An 18723-nucleotide genomic window follows, 5' to 3' on the forward strand; every position below is an offset into this window, starting at 1 on the left:
TATGGCAGGCCGATTCGAAAAGGCGATCACGATTCGCCAGGCAATACGCAACATCGATGACCGGACATTTTTGTTGCCGGCGATCCAGCGCAATTTCGTCTGGTCGACGCAGCAGATCTGCACGCTCTTTGACTCCCTGATGCGTGAGTACCCCATCAACACCTTCATGATGTGGGATGTGACGAGTCCGGAAATCAAGAACAAATACCGCTTCTACAGCTTCCTGACCGACTACTGCCAGCGCTTCAAGGAGTCCAACGACTATGTCCCGACTCAGGGGGACTTCAAGGACTTCAAGGCGGTCATAGATGGGCAGCAGCGGCTGACCTCAATCTACATCGGCCTGAAAGGAACTTATGCCTACAAGCAGCCTCGAGTCTGGTGGCCCAACACGCGAAACAATCAGGTTCTCCCGCCACGCCGGCTCTATCTCAACCTGAGCAAGGGCGTTGAAGGAGATGACAACGAGTCGATGGCCCAGTACGACTTCCGCTTCCTGACCGAAAAGCAGGCGGCATCGTATAAGAGCGATAGAACCTCGTATTGGTTCGAAGTGGGCAAGGTCTTGAGCCTGCCCGATGTGCGCTCTGATGATGAGATACTGATGGAGGTTGTGCTGCCCTACTTGGCGGAGCAAGGGCTGGCTAGCAACAGGTTTGCAGTCAAGACCCTGAATCGTCTGTACTACCTCGTCCGGCGGGAGGAGGTCATCCACTACTACAACGAGGAAAGTCAGGACATCGACCATGTCCTTGACGTGTTCATTCGCACCAATAGCGGGGGTACGCCGCTGGCGTTCTCCGACCTGTTGATGTCCATCGCCATTGCCAACTGGCAGGGCGATGCCCGTAAGGACATCGACGAGCTGGTCGCTGAGGTAAGGCAGAGCTCGGAGATGCAGTTCTCGATTGCCCGTGACTGGGTTCTGAAGACCTGTCTGATGCTGATCGGCGCCGATGTGCGGTTCAAGGTCAAGAATTTCGATACTGATCAGGTCAGTGTCATTCAGGCGCAGTGGCCGCAGATCCGATCCTGTATCGTCGCAACCTTCAAGCTACTGCGCCTATTCGGTCTGAATGACCATTCGCTGAGAGCAAAGAATGCTGTCATCCCGTTGGCCTTCTACCTGTATAAGCAGCTCTTCCAGGGCAAGCCGCTTTATCTGAGCATCAACAACATCAACCATTTGCGCGATGAGCGCCTGGCGCTATCGCGCTGGTTGCATATGGTGCTGCTGCGTGGGGTGTTTGGCGGTCAAGCCGATGGTGTGCTCACGAAAATGCAGCGCCTGCTTGCCAGGCATCTTGGCAAGAAGGGATTCCCTCTGGAGGAAATCATCGAAGCATTCACTGCGACCAACAAGGATCTGCGCTTCGACGAGGCCTACCTCAGAGGGCTGATCGACATCGAGCATGGGGACTCGCGGTGCCGTTCGGTACTGAGTTTGTTGTACCCCGAGATCAACGAAAACCTGCAGCTGGACGTTGATCACCTGCATCCGCAGAGCGCCTTCACCAAGGCAGAGCTATCCAAGCAAGGCTTCCTCAATAATGATCCTGAGTTGATGGCGTTCTACCGGAACTCGCTCAACTGGAACTCGATTGCCAACCTGCACCTGCTGAATGCCTCGCAGAACCGCTCGAAGAAGGATATGCCGCTGATCGAATGGCTGGCCGACAAGGGCTGTGGCATCAAACCGGCCGATCTGCTGCTGGACGAGAGTGACAGCCTGCGTTTTGAGGACTTTCAGGCTTTCTGCCATGCACGGCGTGAAGCACTCCTGCAGCGCTTGCGCTGCAATGTGGTGGTCAGCGGTCCACTACCAGTACCTGAGGAGGTGCTGGATGAAGAGGAAGAAATCGAGGCTGTGGCATGAGCAACCCGAAGATCACCCAGGCGCTGACCAACCTGTTCGAGAAGCAGCGTATCGTCTTCTGGTACGACAACCGCCTGGAGTTCCGCTCTGATTTCAAGGCTCTGGAGCTGCCGGGGGTCGAGAAGATCGAGCTGGCCAACAACGAGTTTTGCGTGAAGTACCGCATCCTGCGCGAGCAGCCGGAGCAGAAGTTTCTGCTCTACCGCGAGGGTGCAGAACCGCCACATCTGGAGAACTGGCTGCTCGACGTGCAGCTGGCCAGTGGCAATAGCTTCCGCACCGATCAGGTCGCCCTGTGGCTGGCTGAGCTGGAGTTGGGGCCAGATTGCTATCCGTTGCTGGAAGCCCATGCTGCGTTTTTTGAGTCCGCCAAGCGGCGCGAGGATCTGCGCAAGCTGCAGCAGCAGGTGGACTCGAACAACATGCTGCGTCTTAAGATGCTGGCGGTCTGTGCCGACGCTGAGCCGCGCTTGGATGTGATTTTGGAGGCACTGCTGGCTGAGCTGGCCAGTGCCGGCGATGCGCGAATCAAGCTGATCGAGAGCAGTGGCTTGAGTGGCTTCCTGTGGGAGCAGATGAGGCGTGCCTACGGTTATGTCTCGGACCAGCCGGGCCTCCATGACTTCGTCATCGAGCTGTTCAAGGCCTGTTTCCTGATGGGAACCGATCCGGAGCACAAGGCACGGCTGTCGGCCGAGTCGCTGGTGTTCCTTAAGCGCTGGAAGGACAGCCGCTCCCATCAGCAGAGCTTCGAGCTGCTCTCCGAGCAGTGCGCCGAAGTGCTGCAGATCAGTGATCGGCTGCATGGGCTCGATTACCGCAAGCTGATGGAGCTGGACTACTTCGAGCTGATCGACCGCAAGATCCTCAGTGAGCTGGTGCATGAGGTGGTGGCGAGGACGGTGACCTCGCAGGAGGTCGAGCAGTGGGTGCGCCAGCGCCGGCAGAGCCACTGGTTTACCCACTTCGAGGATGTCTACCTGGCAGTCGACCATGCCGCGCAGTTCCTGCAGTTACTGGATACGGCGCAGTTGGAGATGACATCGCTGAGCGATGGCGTGGAGAAGTATGCGCAGAGCTGGTATCGACTCGACCAGTTGTACCGCAAGTTCGTCTATCACGCCCGCGAATCGGGGCAGGCCTCGTTGCTGGAGGAGCTGAACACTCAGGTTGAAAACCATTACACCAACAATTTCCTGGTGCGCCTCAATGACCGCTGGCAGCAGCACGTCGATGCCGCGCATCGCTGGGAAGCCGCACCGATCATGCTGCAGCGGAATTTCTTTGGTCGCTATGTGAAGCCATTCGTCGAGCGCAAGACCAAGGTCTGCGTGGTGATCTCCGATGCATTCCGCTACGAGGTTGGCGAGGAGCTGCAAAGCCTGATTCGCCGCGAGGACCGCTTCGAGGCCGAGCTTGAGCCTGCACTGTCGATGCTGCCGAGCTACACCCAGCTGGGCATGGCAGCGCTATTGCCCAACCAGGCACTGCAGCTGGCTGAAAACGACAGTGGCGGTGCCATGGTGAACGGTCAGAGCGCTCAGGGGGCGGTCAATCGCGGCAAGATCCTCGCAGCAGCAGTGCCGAACTCTGAGGTAGTGCTGGCCAAGGATCTGCTGGCCATGAACCAGGTTGACTCACGGGCGCTGCTGCGTGACAACGATGTGGTCTACGTCTATCACAACTTGATCGACAAGACCGGTGATACCCGTGACACCGAGGAGCGAGTGTTTGCGGCGGCAGAGGAAACCCTGTCCGAGCTGGTCCGCCTGGTGAAGAAGCTGACCAATGCCAATGCCAGCAATCTGCTGATCACTGCGGACCACGGCTTCATCTACCAGAACCTTCCCCTGGAGGAGAGTGACTTCCTCAGCACTGAGCCGGATGGTGATGAGGTGCTGTATCGCGACCGGCGATTTGTCTTGGGGCGTGGCCTGTGCAGCCACGCTGGCTTCAAGACCTTCAGCCCTAACCAGCTGGGCCTGGAAGGAACTCTGGAGGTGCAGATACCCAAGTCCATCAACCGTCTGCGTCTGAAAGGCTCCGGCAGCCGCTTCGTGCATGGCGGGGCGACGCTGCAGGAGGTGGTGATTCCGGTGGTCCGCATCAACAAGAAACGTCAGAGCGATGTGGGCCGTGTGGAAGTCGATTTCATCGGCGCTGGTGGCAAGACGATCACTACCGGGCAATTGGCCGTGGTGCTGTATCAGACCGAGGCGGTCACCGAGAAGAAGCAGCCACGCAGACTGCGCGCTGGCCTGTATACCCTAGACAGTGAGCTGATCTCGGATGCGCATGAGCTGACCTTCGACTTTGCGTCGGAAAATCCACGTGAACGCGAGCTGTCGGTACGCTTCATCCTCAGTCGCAAGGCCGATGAGGCGAACAACCAGCAGGTGGAGCTGCGGCTCGAAGAGCAGGTGGAAGGCACCTCGCATTTCACCCGGTACAAGGCTGCTCGGTATACGATTCGTCGTTCGTTCACCAGTGAATTCGATTTTTAAGCGGGAGCCTTCATGAGTCAGCTCGATGACAAGATCAACCAGTATTTCGCCGGTCTGGTCGTCCGCAAGGATCTGGTCAAGGCGGTAAAGGGCAACGCCATTGTGCCCTCCTATGTGCTGGAGTACCTGTTGGGCCAATACTGCGCCACCAACGACGAGGCCACGATCCAGGCCGGCATCGAGACGGTCAAGGAGATCCTGCGCAAGCACTATGTGCATCGCAATGAAGCTGGCCTGGTACGCTCTATCATCAAGGAGAAAGGCCGGCATAAGGTGATCGACCGCGTCAGCGTCTCCCTGAACGACAAGGATGACGTCTACGAGGCGGAATTCGCCAACCTCGGCATCAAGAAGGTGCTGATCGACTCCAGTACGGTGAAGTCCCACCAGAAGCTGCTGGTCGGCGGCGTGTGGTGCATCGCCGATCTGGAGTACGAGTACACCGAAGACAAGTCGGCCTCACCGTGGGTGCTTGCATCGCTCAAGCCGATTCAGATCTCCCGCTTCGACTTCGAGGGCTACTTGGATGCCCGCAAGCAGTTCACCACCGATGAGTGGATCGACTTGCTGATCCAGAGCGTCGGCTTTAACCCTCAGATGTTCGGCAAGCGCAATAAGCTGCTGCAGCTGATCCGTCTGATTCCGTTCTGCGAGCGCAACTACAACCTGATCGAGCTGGGGCCGAAGGGCACCGGCAAGTCGCATGTCTACTCGGAGTTCTCGCCTCACGGCATTCTGATCTCCGGTGGCGAGGTGACGGTGCCTAAGCTGTTCGTCCACAACGGCACGGGCAAGCTCGGTCTGGTGGGCTACTGGGATGTGGTGGCCTTCGACGAGTTCGCCGGCAAGCAGAAGCGCGTGGACAAGGCGCTGGTCGACATCATGAAGAACTACATGGCCAACAAGTCGTTCTCGCGGGGAGTGGAAACCCTTGGGGCCGAGGCCAGCATGGTATTCGTGGGCAACACCGATCACACAGTGCCGTATATGCTCAAGCACAGCGACCTGTTCGACCCTCTGCCGGAGAAGTTCCACGACTCCGCCTTCCTCGACCGTCTGCACAGCTACATTCCGGGCTGGGAGGTGGACGTGATCCGTGGGGAGATGTTCTCCGGCGGTTACGGCTTTGTGGTCGATTATCTGGCCGAGATCCTCCGTTCATTGCGCAGCCATGACTTCTCGGATCGCTACAAATGTCTGTTCACGTTGTCGGATGAAATCTCCACACGTGATCGTGACGGCATCAATAAAACTTTCTCCGGTCTGATGAAGATCCTCTTCCCACATGGTGAGGCGACTGAGTCGGAGGTCGAAGATGTGCTGCGCTGTGCCATCGAAGGGCGCAAGCGGGTCAAGGATCAGCTGCTGCGCATAGACACCACCTACCCAGCTGTGCGTTTTGCCTATCAAGGAAAAGATGGCGTGGAGAGGCTGGTCAGCGCCCTTGAGGAAGGGGAGTATCCGAACCAGTACCACCGGCGAGTGGCGAGTGACGTCTCGGAGTCGGATCTATTCGATATGGCTAAGGTCGTTCCCAGCGAGTCGGATAGCGATGCAGCCAGTCCTCTGCCTATTCAACAACTTGCTGTTTCGGCGAGCAGAGAGCAAGAGCTGAAGCCTCAGCATCTGGTTATTCAGGAGAATCAGCGCGGCGTTACCTTTGATAAATTGTTTGGGCCCTATTTAAAAGGGGCCAAGCGGATCATCGTTATAGATCCGTACCTGCGGATGTTCCATCAACTGCGCAATCTCATGGAGCTGCTGGAGACGATCAGCAAGCAGCTGATCTCAGGTGAGGAAGTGGCTGTACATGTAGTCACCGTGGAGGATGAGTTCAACGGTGATCGTCAAACCGAAAGCCTGCAGAAAATTGCCGACGCCTGTGCGGGGGTGGGTATTCAGTTCAGCTGGGCGTATGACACGACAGGGACTAAGCATGATCGTGACATTACTACTGACACTGGCTGGAAAATTATTCTTGGACGTGGGTTGGATATCTTCCAGCGCTTCGAGTTGAACGACGCGTTTAGCTTTGTGAATCGCTTACAGCAACATCGCCAATGCAAGGAGTTCAGCGCGACGTTCGTCAGGGTCGAGGATGCCGGAGAGTGAGAGGCTCTGGTTGCGTCTCCGTAGATCGGCAGCCCTTAGGGGCGTTGCGCGAGGTGATCATGCAGATTGTCGAGGATAATGTGATTCGGTATGACGGCAGTGTTGTCACATCAAGACAAAAAAATAAAAAACTTCCTGTTTGGAAGGTTTACCCCTGGGGATCTCCAGGGGCAACCTTCATATGCGGCATTGGTTAGAGGTAACCTCGTTCGGCCAAGGATGCGCAACCTTCATGGCCCACCACCACATGATCCAATATCCGGGTGCCGACCATGTTCAGAGCGTTCTTGAGGATGGTGGTCAGGGTGCGATCAGCTTGACTGGGCTCTGGATCGCCGGAGGGATGATTGTGAACCATAATGACGGCCGCAGCGTTGTGTTCCAAGGCGATCTTGACCACTTCTCGTGGGTACACACTGGCCCCATCCAGCGTGCCTCTGAACAGTTCTCTAAAGCCTATAACTCGGTGTTTGGAATCGAGCAACAGCAAAGCGAAGACTTCGTACTCATGGTATTGCAACAGTGTTTGCAAGTGGTTGAACACCTGCTTCGGCTCAGTCAGTGCCCGGCCTTTAGACAGACGACTCATGGCCAGTTGCTGCGCCATCTGAAGGATGTCGGCTTCGGTGACTGGTGATTCCATGACGTAGGTGCCGGTCGTTTCACCGGCTTTGAGTTTGTGATATTTCATGACAATAGTCCTATACGAACGGGGGCATGCTGTGGAGGAGGAGAGCGTTACTGGACCTATGGCCTAGTGCTGTTCTGAATAGCCTGAGCCTCCAGCTTCTGAGCCAGTGAGGGTTTTCCAAGTGCTACCGGTTGGGCTTGGGGCCCTCCAGGGCTGGGCTGATCTTCAATGTTGGGGAAGAACTCCTCGACGATGGCGCTGGTGTCCTCTTCGCTGTCTTCGAAAGCGCCATTGTTGAAGCCCTGACGGGCTGCGTGATCCAAAGCGCTCTGATGAAAGCCCGACGCTTGTCGAACTTCTTCCCGTTGTTTGGCTTCCAGCAATGCCTCTTCCAGGTTCATGCCGTGACGCACGGTGATGTCCACATAGAAGATCGGTGTCCCGTGGCTCTGCCGCGTAGACTTACCCCGCAGACGCAGTTCTAGTGGCAGGCATGCCAAGCGATTACCAGAGATGGCGCTGAAGTACTGCAGACGCGCCGCCAAGGTACGGATGCTGTTGAACCCCGTGGTGCGAAAGACAAAACTGCCCAGTGGATCATCTTCACCGATCACCACGTTCAGTCGGCCGTAGGGCTTGCAGGCATTGCCTTGGGCCAGTGGGCAGCCATCTGGCGAAGGGCAGGGCAGCGACTGGATGCCGTCCTTGGTCAAACGCTTGCAAGTTTCACCATTGCCGACGCACAACGGCCTGCCCGTAGTACGGTCGAACAGGCTGTAGTCCGCGCGAAAGTTGAGGTCCGGTTCGTTGAACAACAAGCGGATCGGAATGCTGCGCAGCTTGCCATCCTGGCCATTGCGTAGTTCGTCATTGAGTGGGTGCAGTAACCAGCCGTCACGACTCTGGACTTGCGAGGTGATGGTGAACTGATCGTCTTTTTCGGGTAGACGCTTGCCGTTTTTCTCGACGACCTTGCCGATGGAAATGCGCCCGAGTACCGGCGGGGTGATGGCTAAGCCTTTGAGCATGGTGGTACTCCTTGATCTGCAAATAAAAAAGCCACCGGGACTTGAACGGTCCGGGTGGCCAGGATGAACAGGCTGCTTCAGGCGATCAGGAAGCGACGGCTTCCGGCTTTGGTCTTGGGATAGCGGGCCTGCAGGTAGGGTTTGTCTTTGAGCATCTGTTCGACATCCAGGCCAATGCTGTCCTTGGACTTCTTCCAGCTGACATAGCCCTCGGCAAACTCGGCACGGGTGGCTTCTCCCATGGCCTGTTGCAGAACCTGCTTGAGCTGCGCTTCACGTGTCTCCTGCTGGGCAATGGTTTGGCGAATAGACTTGAGTTCTAGAAAGGTGCTGGCCAGTTCCGTGTGCTGGCTGAAGTCCAGGGTCTGTCCGTTATCCTCGGGAAAGAGGCAGCGTAATGCCGCTTCCGCAGACGCTGTGCCGTCGGCCGGTGGCGAGGTGTCACTGACGACGTAATCCCAGAACAGCCGTTCCAGATCAATCAGCCGAGCAATCAGTGCCTCGTCGCGTGTGATGCGATGGATTTCCAGATGCTGGCCACCGAGCAGGACCGCCACATCAGCGGCCTGCTTACCAGTGACGGCGAGCTGGTGCATGACTTGCAATTGCACGTACTCGGGCACGCCTTCTTTCCAGAGGCGTGCCCCGTTTATGCCGGCAGTTTTGCATTCGAGGATTTGCACCTCTGGAGCGCCGATCACCTCGCGGTCGATATTGGCGAGCATCCAGGGCAGCGCCGGATCGGGATGCTGTAGCACCGCGTTGATCCGTCGAACCTTGTGTTGGCTGCGTTTGCTGTAGTGCCAAGCCACGATGGGCTCCAGCACATTGCCCCAGTACAGCGGGCTTTGCTCATCGTGAGGATCGGCCTTCGGTAGCCCAGCATCGCGACCGGTCTTCTCTAGCCACAGCTCCAACTGCGACTTGTAGGGATTCAGGCCCACCGCAGCGGCGGCATCCGAACTGCCGATGCCTTGCTTGCGGATCTGCAACCAGTCCTCGCGGGGCAGCTCCTTGGTGCTGACCAGGCGCAGGGCAGTGTGTTTCTTACGGGTGCTACTATTCAATGACGTTGCTTTCATCGTATTCACCGGCAGACATAAAAACGCCCGACCAGCACAAGGCTGACCGGGCGCAAGGGTTGATGTGAGTTAGAGTTAGGCGGCGAGTTGCAGAGCGGCATCCAGAGCGCGTTGCTTGATTTGCGCCCCTTGGCCGAACCAGGCTGAGTCCAGGCGGTACTCGTTGCTGCGCGCACGGCGTTCGTGGTCGACATATTCGGTCACGGCGTTGAGCAGACCCCAGGCGGTGCCGCGTGCCGAGTCAATCTGGCTACCCCGGCCACGCCCTTCGTACAGTTCCTGAACCTTGCGCAGGGCACGCTCATTGGGCAGCACCTCCGGCAGAGCACCGGTCGGAGTGGTTTCACAAAGCACGTTCATGAAGAAACCCAGTGCCTCATGCCACTGCACCTTGCGTTCAGCCAAAGCCCTCATGCGGTACATAAACTCGTCCCAGCCAGAGACGGCGATGCCTAGCTGCTTTTTCACCGTCGCCGGGTCAAAGCGAGTGTTGTGTGGCACCTTGATGGCGCGGCTGCTGCCATCCAAGGCGATGGTCAGGGTGTTGTTACACACCACCCGCACCGTGGTCGGTGTGGCGGTAGTGGCCAGAGTGCCGTCGCAGGAGGTGGCGAGCAGGAGGTAACCGTTGACCTGATCGTTACCCTTGAGCACTGCACCTTGCCCGGTACGTGCAAGCGCCCAGAACTTGCGCCCGCCTTTAAGCACGCCTGCGGTTTCCAACTCGTAGCCGGACACCTCGGTGAGGTCGCGGTAGAACTCCAATACCTCACGGGGTTGTACGGTGTGATAGCGCTTTGAGACCACCGACAACGGCGCCTTGGTATCTGAGCGGTAGAGTACTTTTTGTTCGGGGAAAGAATGGATGGTGCCCAGGTGGCCGACTGCGTCCGACTTGAAATGCACCGGGCTTTCGAGAATCTGCCAGTCCATGCCGGCTTCGCTCTGCCAGACCTCAATAGGTTGTTTACGGGGCAGGTTGTTGCCCAGGCCATGCCAGGGAGTAGCGCCAGCGTAGGCCATGGTATCAACGAGATGAGCCATGAGAATGATTCCTTACAGATGAAGGGGAAAGAGCGTCGCTTCATCAACGAGCGACGCCTGTTCACAAAGGCTTAACGGCTGGCGCTGAAGCTGTAACCGCACTCCAGACATTGGTAATTGGCCAGCACGTTGTCGTCGATCTGCTCGCCCAGCGTGGCCCCGGCGATGCCGCCAGCGACCCCGCCAAACAGGCCACCCAAAATCGCCCCGGCGATGCTTCCGATAGCAATGCCCACCGGCCCACCGACTACACCCAGTACCGCGCCGGCTTCCGCACCTGACAGGGCACCGGCGGCGCCACTGGCTGCACCGCCTGCGGCACCAATTAAACCTCCCGTTTGTTTACCGATATTTTTAGTGATGACGCGTCCAGAGTTACAGCTTGGGCAAGGTGTATACATACGCAGATCCTCTCAAGTGATGGGCGTGCCGAGGTAGAAGCTGGCACGCCAAATCCCCCTGCAGCAGTCGATACTGCGGGGTGTTCAATGAGGTGATATAGGTTTGAAATATTTTTGGATCCAATTTCGATTAATCTAGCGCTGTAGACGTAACCGGAAAGTAACCGTCCGGCCAACTCACCTTCCTGACCCCGACGCCAAAGGCGATGGTGTCCACCTAATTTAAGTGGACACCATTTCTAGCCTTTTAAGCGGGTCTTTCCATGCAGTCACAACGCCGTTCCTATTCAAAATCCTTCAAGGCCCAAGTTGTCCAAGAGTGCGCCCAGCCCGGCGCATCGATTGCCAGCGTCGCGCAGAAGCACAGCCTTAACGCGAACCTCGTACATAAATGGATTAGGGTACTCACGAACAAAACCATGGCGCTGCAACCTGCTTTCATTCCAGTGCCCTTGCCGCTAGCCGGAGGACATTCGCAGGCAGCTTCATCAAGTATCTGCATTGAAATCCAGCACCCGCGTGGCACCGTCAAAGTGAACTGGCCGACCGAAAGCGCTGTCGCCTGTGCCACCTTTCTGCGAGACCTGTTGGAATGATTCGGATCGATGCCATCTGGCTTGCCACCGAGCCTATGGACATGCGCGCCGGTACCGAGACCGCGCTGGCCAGGGTGATCGCGGTGTTCGGTGTGGCGAAGCCGCACTGCGCATACCTCTTCGCTAATCGCCGTGCCAACCGAATGAAAGTCTTGGTGCATGACGGTGTGGGCATTTGGCTGGCAGCGCGACGATTGAACCAAGGCAAGTTTCATTGGCCCGGCATCCGTCACGGATCGGAAGTCGAACTCGATAACGAGCAACTTCAAGCCTTGGTACTGGGTTTGCCGTGGCAGCGGGTCGGCGCAGGCAGCGCGATCACAGTGCTTTAGCCCCTGCCATTAGCCCATCGGTTTATCGCTGTTGACGACCTACTCTGACACAATCAGCGGCATGACTTCCTCGCCCAATCTCGACCAGATGACACCGGAACAGCTGCGCGGCTTGGCCGAACAGGCTATGCAGTTGCTGTCCCAGGTCGACTCCATGAGCCAGAAAATCCAACGCCTCGAAACGGTCAACGAGCAACTGGCTCATGAAATCGCCATCCTCAAGCGACACAAGTTCGCCAAGCGCAGCGAGCAACTGAGCCCCGACCAAGGCAGTCTGCTTGATGATCTGCTCGATACCGATATCGCAGCTATCGAAGCCGAGCTGAAGGCAGCCAATCCGCCGGCCGCACCGGCCGAGCCACGTCATAAGCCCAAGCGTGCACCACTGCCGCCGCAGTTTCCGCGAACCGTGATCCGTCACGAACCAGAGAATACTCAGTGCGTGTGCGGCTGCCAGCTTCAGCGAATCGGCGAAGACGTCAGCGAGAAGCTCGATTACACTCCGGGCGTGTTCACAGTTGAGCGGCATGTGCGTGGAAAATGGACGTGTCGTCAGTGTGAAACACTGATCCAGGCGCCTGTACCGGCCCAAGTGATCGACAAGGGCATCCCGACCGCAGGCCTGTTGGCCCACGTGATGGTGGCGAAGTTCGCCGACCATTTACCGCTGTACCGGCAGGAGAAGATTTTTGGTCGGGCCGGACTGCCCATCGCCCGTTCGACACTGGCGCAATGGATCGGACAGACCGGTGTGCAGCTCCAGCCTCTGGTCGATGCGCTGCGTGAGCATGTGTTGGCCCAGGGCGTGATCCACGCCGATGAGACCCCGGTTCAGATGCTCGCACCAGGCGAAAAGAAAACCCACCGCGCTTACGTGTGGGCCTATAGCACCACGCCTTTCTCGGCCCTAAAGGCCGTGGTCTACGACTTCAGCCCCAGCCGTGCCGGCGAACATGCGCGTAACTTCCTGGGCACGTGGAACGGTAAGCTGGTCTGCGATGACTTCGCCGGCTACAAGGCCAGCTTCGAGCTGGGCATCACCGAAATCGGCTGCATGGCCCATGCACGCCGCAAATTCTTCGACCTGCATGCAGCCAATAAAAGCCAGTTGGCGGAGCAGGCGCTTCACTCGATTGGCGGGTTGTATGAAGTCGAGCGACACGCCAAGGAAATGAGCGACGAAGCCCGCTGGCGATTACGTCAGGAAACAGCGGTGCCCATCGCTGAAAAACTGCATGAGTGGATGTTGGCCCAACGCGAACTTGTGCCCGAGGGTTCGGCCACGGCCAAGGCCCTGGATTACAGCCTTAAACGCTGGGTAGCGCTGACGCGCTACCTGGAAGATGGTGCTGTGCCCATCGACAATAACCAGATCGAGAATTTGATCCGGCCGTGGGCGCTTGGGCGCTCGAACTGGTTATTTGCCGGGTCGCTGCGCAGTGGAAAAAGGGCGGCGGCAATCATGAGCCTGATCCAGTCGGCGCGTATGAATGGGCACGATCCGTATGCCTATCTCAAGGATGTACTGATGCGGCTTCCGACACAGCGGGCGAGCGAAATCACGCAATTACTCCCGCAGCATTGGATGCTTGCCTGAGGCAGGCTAAGTGGACTTCGCCAAATAGTCAGCTCAAAGGCTGATTGGCATCAACAATTCGGAAGCGACTTTTCTCAGCATGTAGGTTTCGCGCAGAATTGATTGCCCCATCGAAGACTCGTGCCGCTGCATAACGGCTTCATTGTGCGTGATTGCTTCATGCAGGTTGATCCAGACAGGCCGCATACCATTAGCGATTTCGTGGCTTTCCATTCTCACGGGCTCTAGCTGGGGCGCTACTTCGCATTGATAAAAATGCGAGGTCATGTGCATCAGATCGTACTGTGGCTTCCAGTAGGACCGGTACTCCTCGATGTAACCGTAGTGCTGGAGCACCTGTATTTCACGGGCACCAGTCTCTTCCTCCAGCTCACGCTTCAGGCCTGTGACAATGTCCTCGTCAACATCAAGGCCGCCTCCAGGAAAGCTGAAGTCGTTATAGCGCTCGGTGAACAGCAACAGGATCTGCTCACCCCGCATCACGATGCCGCGTGCTGCATGTCGACGGAATACTCTGCCCTGCTTGGATTTCAGCTCGGGGTGAACAATTTCAGTTATGAGTTGCATGGGGCTCGTTACGGCAAGATCAGTTAGTCATCGTCCAGGGTGGCCACGGCATTTCCGCAGTTCTGGAAATACTGTGGCCAGTGGAACTGGCTCAGCGAAGCAGCAATACGGGTAAAGTGGATGTTCGCAGCATCGTCGTGGTCGTGCTACCTATCAGAAACTGCCTGATGCGTGAGTGCCCGTACGCCCCCATGACCAAGAGGTCAATGCCGTGCTCTGCCTGATACGCATGCAGTGTGGACTCTACTTCGCCTGGGCGGATCTCGGTATGCACCAGCGAGCCGGAAGAGGCAAGCGTGGTTCGTGCCTTCTCCAGCGCGTTCTGGTTGTCTTCAGAATCCGCTCCAACCATGACGATATGAATTGGCAGGCCTTCACACAGCGGGCTTGAAGCAAGCATCTGTACGGTCTTGTGGCATGTAGCACTGCCGTCAAATGCCACCATGACCGTTTCAGGTTTCCTGAAATGGCTGGTTGTAATCAGGATGGGGCGGTGGATAGTTCGGACTACCGCTTCAATCTGGCTGCCAAGACTTTGGGCACTGCGCGTGCTGTCCTCACCGACTCTTCCAATCACCAGTAACCGAATATCGTCTTGGAGATCGCTCAGGCTCTCGACGAGATGGCCATGGCGCTGCTTCATATCGGGTGACATGGCGCCAGAGTGGACTGTTCGCTCGCGAGCTTTTTCAAGCATGTGCTGCCCATGCTCCAAGGCCAGTTTTGCCCGCTGCGCATCCAGCGTGGCCAACTCTTCCAGTAGATGTTCTCTGCTACCGAGACCGATATTGCCGCTAAGATCAGCGGATGCAGGATACTTCTCCTTATCCAGCACATGAAGCAAGGTCAGGGGAGCGCTGAGTCGTTGCGAGGCCCATGCTGCGTAATCGCAGACCGCCAATGAGGATTGTGAGTTATCAATGCATGCCATTACGTGGGTCATTGTCGTTCTCCTTAGTGGCTCATGAGCTTGTCGATGGCGCCGGGCTTGTCATGCACGCCGAAGCGGTCAACGATTGTTGCGCTGGCTTCATTGAGACCGAGCACTTCAACCTCAGCTCCTTCGCGTCGGAACTTGATTACGACCTTATCCAGCGCTGCGACGGCGGTGATATCCCAGAAATGCGCCTGTGTGAGATCGATGGTGACCTTGTTGAGCGCCTCCTTGAAGTCAAAAACCTCAGTGAACTTGTCCGCAGAGCTAAAGAACACCTGGCCCACGACGCGGTAAGTCCGATGCGATTTCGTCTCTTCAAGAGTGCTCTTGATATCCAGGTAGTGCCCGACCTTGTTTGCGAAGAACAGGGAGGCCAGCAGCACACCTACCAGTACGCCGTAAGCCAGATTGTGAGTGGCCACGACGACCACGACGGTCGCCACCATGACGAGGTTGGTCGACAGCGGATGCTCTTTCAGATTACGCAAGGAATCCCAGCTAAAGGTGCCGATGGACACCATGATCATTACAGCCACGAGTGCGGCCATAGGGATTTTGGAGAGCCATTCGCCAAGAAATACCACCATCAGCAGCAGGAAAACGCCGGCACACAATGTCGAGAGACGGGTGCGGCCGCCAGATTTCACGTTGATGATCGACTGGCCGATCATGGCGCAACCTGCCATACCGCCAAGCATGCCGGCAGCGATGTTGGCCACACCCTGGCCTTTGCACTCGCGGTTTTTGTTGCTGGTGGTATCCGTCAGGTCGTCGACGATGGTCGCGGTCATCATCGACTCCAGTAGGCCTACAACTGCCAGCGCTGCGGAGTAAGGAAAGATGATCCGCAGGGTTTCAAAGTTCAGCGGCACTTCAGGCCACAGAAAAATCGGCAGCGTGTCCGGCAGTTGGCCCATGTCACCGACGGTGCGGATATCCAAACCGAGGTAAATGGCGATGGCAGTCAGCGTCAGAATGCACACCAACGGAGAGGGAATCAGCTTGCCGATTTTCGGTACATACGGGAACAGGTAGATGATTCCCAGGCCCGCAGCGGTCATGGCATAGACATGCCAGGTGACATTGGTCAGCTCAGGCAATTGCGCCATAAAAATCAGAATCGCCAATGCGTTTACGAAGCCGGTGACTACCGAACGTGAAACAAAGCGCATCAACGAGCCAAGCTTCAGGTAGCCGGCAAGGATTTGAAGTACGCCACATAGTAGAGTCGCGGCCAGCAGGTACTGGAGTCCATGCTCTTTTACCAGCGTAACCATCAGCAGTGCCATGGCGCCTGTCGCCGCCGAGATCATTCCGGGGCGCCCGCCGACAAAGGCGATGACAGCACAGATACAGAAGGAGGCGTAGAGACCGACTTTGGGATCTACCCCGGCGATGATGGAAAAGGCGATGGCTTCCGGGATCAGCGCGAGTGCGACCACCAGCCCCGCGAGCACGTCGGCACGGACGTTGGAAAACCACGTTTGTCTAAGTTTTTGCAGCATATAAATATCCAAGGCAAAGCATCGCGCACGCCAAGGGAGTGGCGAGCGAATCGATACAAATTCAAATTTTGAGGATTTTTTGCTGTGTGCTTAAGGTGTAAAACCAGGCGTACAGCAGTGAGCACCCGCGAGCGAGGCTAGCGGAAGCAGGTTGTTGCGAGGGGGCGTAGCGCTAAGGCGGCGTAGGCTGCCAGTAGATCGTTTGGAGTACAGTCATGCTGATGTTCCTGTAGCTCAAGGGGTATGCGGAGCCGAAGTATACAATGAAGCCATCGTCGATTGCGACCCGCTGGCAGGCTCTGCATGACCTACGTCAGATACAGGCTTATTCAATGGGTATACCTGCGGGCAAGGCTTTGTTTTCCACCCGTTCTTGTCCGAGCTGGTCTGTGTGCTGAGGGGTGAGTTGGCCAGACGGTTACACCGGAAAGGGGTCCCTCAGGCTTTGAGAAGGGCGAGGAAGGTCGATAATTAAATTATGAGGAACTGGGACGCTCGCGGTCCTGAGCGAAAACTGATCCAAGTGAACCACAGCACATGGGTCACCATCGGCAACCCTGTGAGGTAGCATCATGTCCGTAGCCCGCTTTGGGCTAGGGGCTGACGTTGGGTCAACGTATCGAGACGACTTTTTTATCTTGATTTTCTCTGATGGCTGACACCGACAGGTTGCCTGTAGCAGCTTCCTGAATGTGGTCGCTCCACCACGCCATCAGAGGGCGTCTGCGTTCTATGTAATCTGCTCGGTTGTACGCGCTACGTACCTCGTCTTTATCGACGTGGGCAAGCGCAACCTCGATCAATTCAGGATCCCAGCCGTGCTCGTTGAGGATGGTGCTCGCCATAGAGCGCATCCCATGGCTTACCAAGCGCCCTTCGAAGCCCATGCGCTTTAGCGCCATGTTGGCGGTTTGGCTATTGCAGTGGGTACGAGAGGGTTTCGGTCTGCGGGAAACACAAATTCCCGATGTCCACTGTAAGGCTTGATTGCTTCTAGGAGCGCAAGAGCCTGGTCGGTGAGTGGGACAATGTGCGCGCGGCGCTTCTTCATGCGCTCCGCAGGAATCGTCCAGATCTTCTTCTCGATGTCGATATCTGCCCAGCGGGTGGTTGCTGCCTCGACTGGCCGGGTCATGGTGTGGAGCTGCCACTCAATCAGGCAGCGGGTAGTTCTTTTTATGCTGGCATTGGCGATTGCCACCATGAGCTCTTTCAGCTCTTCGGGGGGTAGTGCCGCCATGTTTTTCTTTTTCGGTTTCTTGAAGACGGAGCGGATACCGCTGAGCGGGTTCGCGTGAATCAGTCCAGAGTTGACCCCGTAGGTCATGATCTCGTTGAGCCGCTGCGTCAGCCGCTTCACGGTTTCAAGGCTGCCCTTGGTTTCGAGTGGCCGGAGCAGGTTGATGACTTGAGGTGCGCTGATGGCTGAGATCGGTGTGGCGCCCAAGTCCGGGAATATGTGCAATGTTAGCGAGCGCCAGATGTCCTCAGCGTAGGCCGGCGTCACAGCATCCTTCTTCAGTTCATACCAGGACGTCGCCACATTCTGGAATGTGTGCTCAGTCGCAGCTTGTTTAGCTTGCAGCACAGCGGCCCGTTTCTCTTTAGGATCGATGCCGTGGGCAAGGGCTTCCCTCGCTTCAACGGAACCCTTGCGTGCTTGCGCTAACGAAACTTCGGGGAAGGTTCCCAGTCCCATGTTGATCCGCTTCTTCGTCACAGGGTGTCGATAGTTGAAGTTCCATAGCTTAGAGCCATTGCTTCTCACTCGCATTTGAAGTCCGCCGCCATCAAATAGGACGTAGTCCTTTTCAGCAGGCTTGGCAGATTTGACTTTGAGTTCAGAGAGGCGGGTAGCTTGTGCGCACATTGGCATTCCAGACTTGATTTTGGCATTCCAAAAATTAGCACCTACGGGCTTGGAATGCCATTTGGAATGCCAAAAGGTGTAGCTTCTCATGGACGTGCGTGGACGCTGATAGCGTTGAAAGCCTCGTATTTACTGGCTTTCAGGCACAAAAAAAGACGTCCGTGGACGTCTTTAGATGTTAATTTGGTGGAGCCGGGGGGATTTGAACCCCCGTCCGCCAGTACTCCGCTGTCGGTACTACATGCGTAGCCGTGTCTATTGATTTAATCCGCAGCCGCCCGACGGGCAGGGTGCTTTGGATGAGTTGTGTAAGTTTTAGTCACTTCGCCCACAACGTGCTACGCGACGATCCTGTTCTGTATGACAATCAGTTCGGGTTTACAGGCATCCCCTAGTGATTGCTGGAGCCGAAGCTACCAGAAGCAACGGGTCAAGAGGACTGCTTACGCAGCCAGCTTGTACTCCGCGCCGTAGTTTTCGTCATTGGCAACTATAAAAGTTGCAACAGTGGATTTACGAGTTCTGTTACCAACTCGGCATGCACCTAGAGTTTCGCTACCGGCGTCGAATCCTAATCGGCCCCATACTAGCGTTACGCTAACGCACCTTACGGCACGTGGGATGGAGTATACGCCATTGCG

General features: G+C 56.8%; 14 protein-coding genes, 1 other RNA gene and 1 pseudogene. 6 read left to right on the forward strand and 10 right to left on the reverse strand.

The annotated features are described in order from the left end of the window. The first annotated feature begins 1 nt into the window (after position 1). The 3 genes from J3A71_RS03880 to brxL are packed head-to-tail and all read left to right on the forward strand — an operon-like array spanning position 2 to position 6492. Positions 2-1876, forward strand: a complete 1875-nt coding sequence (locus tag J3A71_RS03880) for a DUF262 domain-containing protein (RefSeq protein WP_209953643.1) — start codon at positions 2-4, stop codon at positions 1874-1876. Beyond that, the gene (gene pglZ, locus J3A71_RS03885; protein WP_096426779.1) at positions 1873-4380 is read left to right on the forward strand and encodes a BREX-1 system phosphatase PglZ type A; all 2508 of its coding nucleotides are present in this window, start codon (positions 1873-1875) and stop codon (positions 4378-4380) included. Before J3A71_RS03880 ends, pglZ begins: the two co-directional genes overlap by 4 nt. 12 nt (positions 4381-4392) lie before the next feature. Next, positions 4393-6492, forward strand: coding sequence for a BREX system Lon protease-like protein BrxL (gene brxL / locus J3A71_RS03890; protein ID WP_096426778.1), 2100 nt, complete (start codon positions 4393-4395; stop codon positions 6490-6492). Between the two features lie 193 nt (positions 6493-6685). Here the strand turns inward: brxL and radC are convergent, their stop codons facing one another. From radC to J3A71_RS03915, 5 genes are all read right to left on the reverse strand, one after another. Then, positions 6686-7183, reverse strand: coding sequence for a DNA repair protein RadC (gene radC / locus J3A71_RS03895; protein WP_096426777.1), 498 nt, complete (start codon positions 7181-7183; stop codon positions 6686-6688). 56 nt (positions 7184-7239) lie between these two features. Then, a complete protein-coding gene (locus J3A71_RS03900) occupies positions 7240-8151 on the reverse strand; it encodes a hydrolase or metal-binding protein (RefSeq protein ID WP_096426776.1) in 912 nt (303 codons plus the stop codon). 77 nt (positions 8152-8228) lie between these two features. Then, on the reverse strand, positions 8229-9233 hold the full coding sequence (locus tag J3A71_RS03905; protein WP_096426775.1) for a lambda-exonuclease family protein: 1005 nt from the start codon (positions 9231-9233) through the stop codon (positions 8229-8231). A gap of 75 nt (positions 9234-9308) precedes the next feature. Then, on the reverse strand, positions 9309-10277 hold the full coding sequence (locus J3A71_RS03910; RefSeq protein WP_096426774.1) for a DUF932 domain-containing protein: 969 nt from the start codon (positions 10275-10277) through the stop codon (positions 9309-9311). Positions 10278-10348: 71 nt separating this feature from the next. Next, positions 10349-10678, reverse strand: coding sequence for a hypothetical protein (locus tag J3A71_RS03915; RefSeq protein WP_096426773.1), 330 nt, complete (start codon positions 10676-10678; stop codon positions 10349-10351). 263 nt (positions 10679-10941) lie between these two features. Here J3A71_RS03915 and J3A71_RS03920 point away from each other — a divergent pair, with 263 nt between their 5' ends. The 3 genes from J3A71_RS03920 (at position 10942) to J3A71_RS03930 (ending at position 13203) form a co-directional block, all read left to right on the forward strand. Beyond that, positions 10942-11274, forward strand: a complete 333-nt coding sequence (locus J3A71_RS03920; protein ID WP_009684096.1) for a transposase — start codon at positions 10942-10944, stop codon at positions 11272-11274. Further along, a complete protein-coding gene (tnpB, locus tag J3A71_RS31285; RefSeq protein WP_009684097.1) occupies positions 11271-11606 on the forward strand; it encodes an IS66 family insertion sequence element accessory protein TnpB in 336 nt (111 codons plus the stop codon). Before J3A71_RS03920 ends, tnpB begins: the two co-directional genes overlap by 4 nt. A 61-nt stretch (positions 11607-11667) precedes the next feature. Next, complete coding sequence (locus tag J3A71_RS03930; protein WP_009684098.1) at positions 11668-13203, forward strand: IS66 family transposase; 1536 nt, start codon at positions 11668-11670, stop codon at positions 13201-13203. A gap of 33 nt (positions 13204-13236) precedes the next feature. Here the strand turns inward: J3A71_RS03930 and J3A71_RS03935 are convergent, their stop codons facing one another. The 5 genes and pseudogenes from J3A71_RS03935 to ssrA all read right to left on the reverse strand — a co-directional run bounded on the left by J3A71_RS03935 (position 13237) and on the right by ssrA (position 18665). Next, a complete protein-coding gene (locus J3A71_RS03935; RefSeq protein WP_024947944.1) occupies positions 13237-13770 on the reverse strand; it encodes an NUDIX domain-containing protein in 534 nt (177 codons plus the stop codon). A gap of 91 nt (positions 13771-13861) precedes the next feature. Then, complete coding sequence (locus J3A71_RS03940) at positions 13862-14713, reverse strand: universal stress protein (RefSeq protein WP_024947943.1); 852 nt, start codon at positions 14711-14713, stop codon at positions 13862-13864. Between the two features lie 11 nt (positions 14714-14724). Further along, positions 14725-16212, reverse strand: a complete 1488-nt coding sequence (locus J3A71_RS03945; RefSeq protein ID WP_053870531.1) for a SulP family inorganic anion transporter — start codon at positions 16210-16212, stop codon at positions 14725-14727. 611 nt (positions 16213-16823) lie between these two features. Then, positions 16824-18082, reverse strand: a pseudogene (locus tag J3A71_RS03950) (integrase domain-containing protein). Positions 18083-18266: 184 nt separating this feature from the next. Beyond that, positions 18267-18665: a transfer-messenger RNA gene (gene ssrA, locus J3A71_RS03955) on the reverse strand. Positions 18666-18723: the final 58 nt, after the last annotated feature.

It is taken from the genome of Pseudomonas sp. PvP089 (assembly GCF_017875165.1).
Taxonomy (GTDB): domain Bacteria; phylum Pseudomonadota; class Gammaproteobacteria; order Pseudomonadales; family Pseudomonadaceae; genus Aquipseudomonas; species Aquipseudomonas fortuita.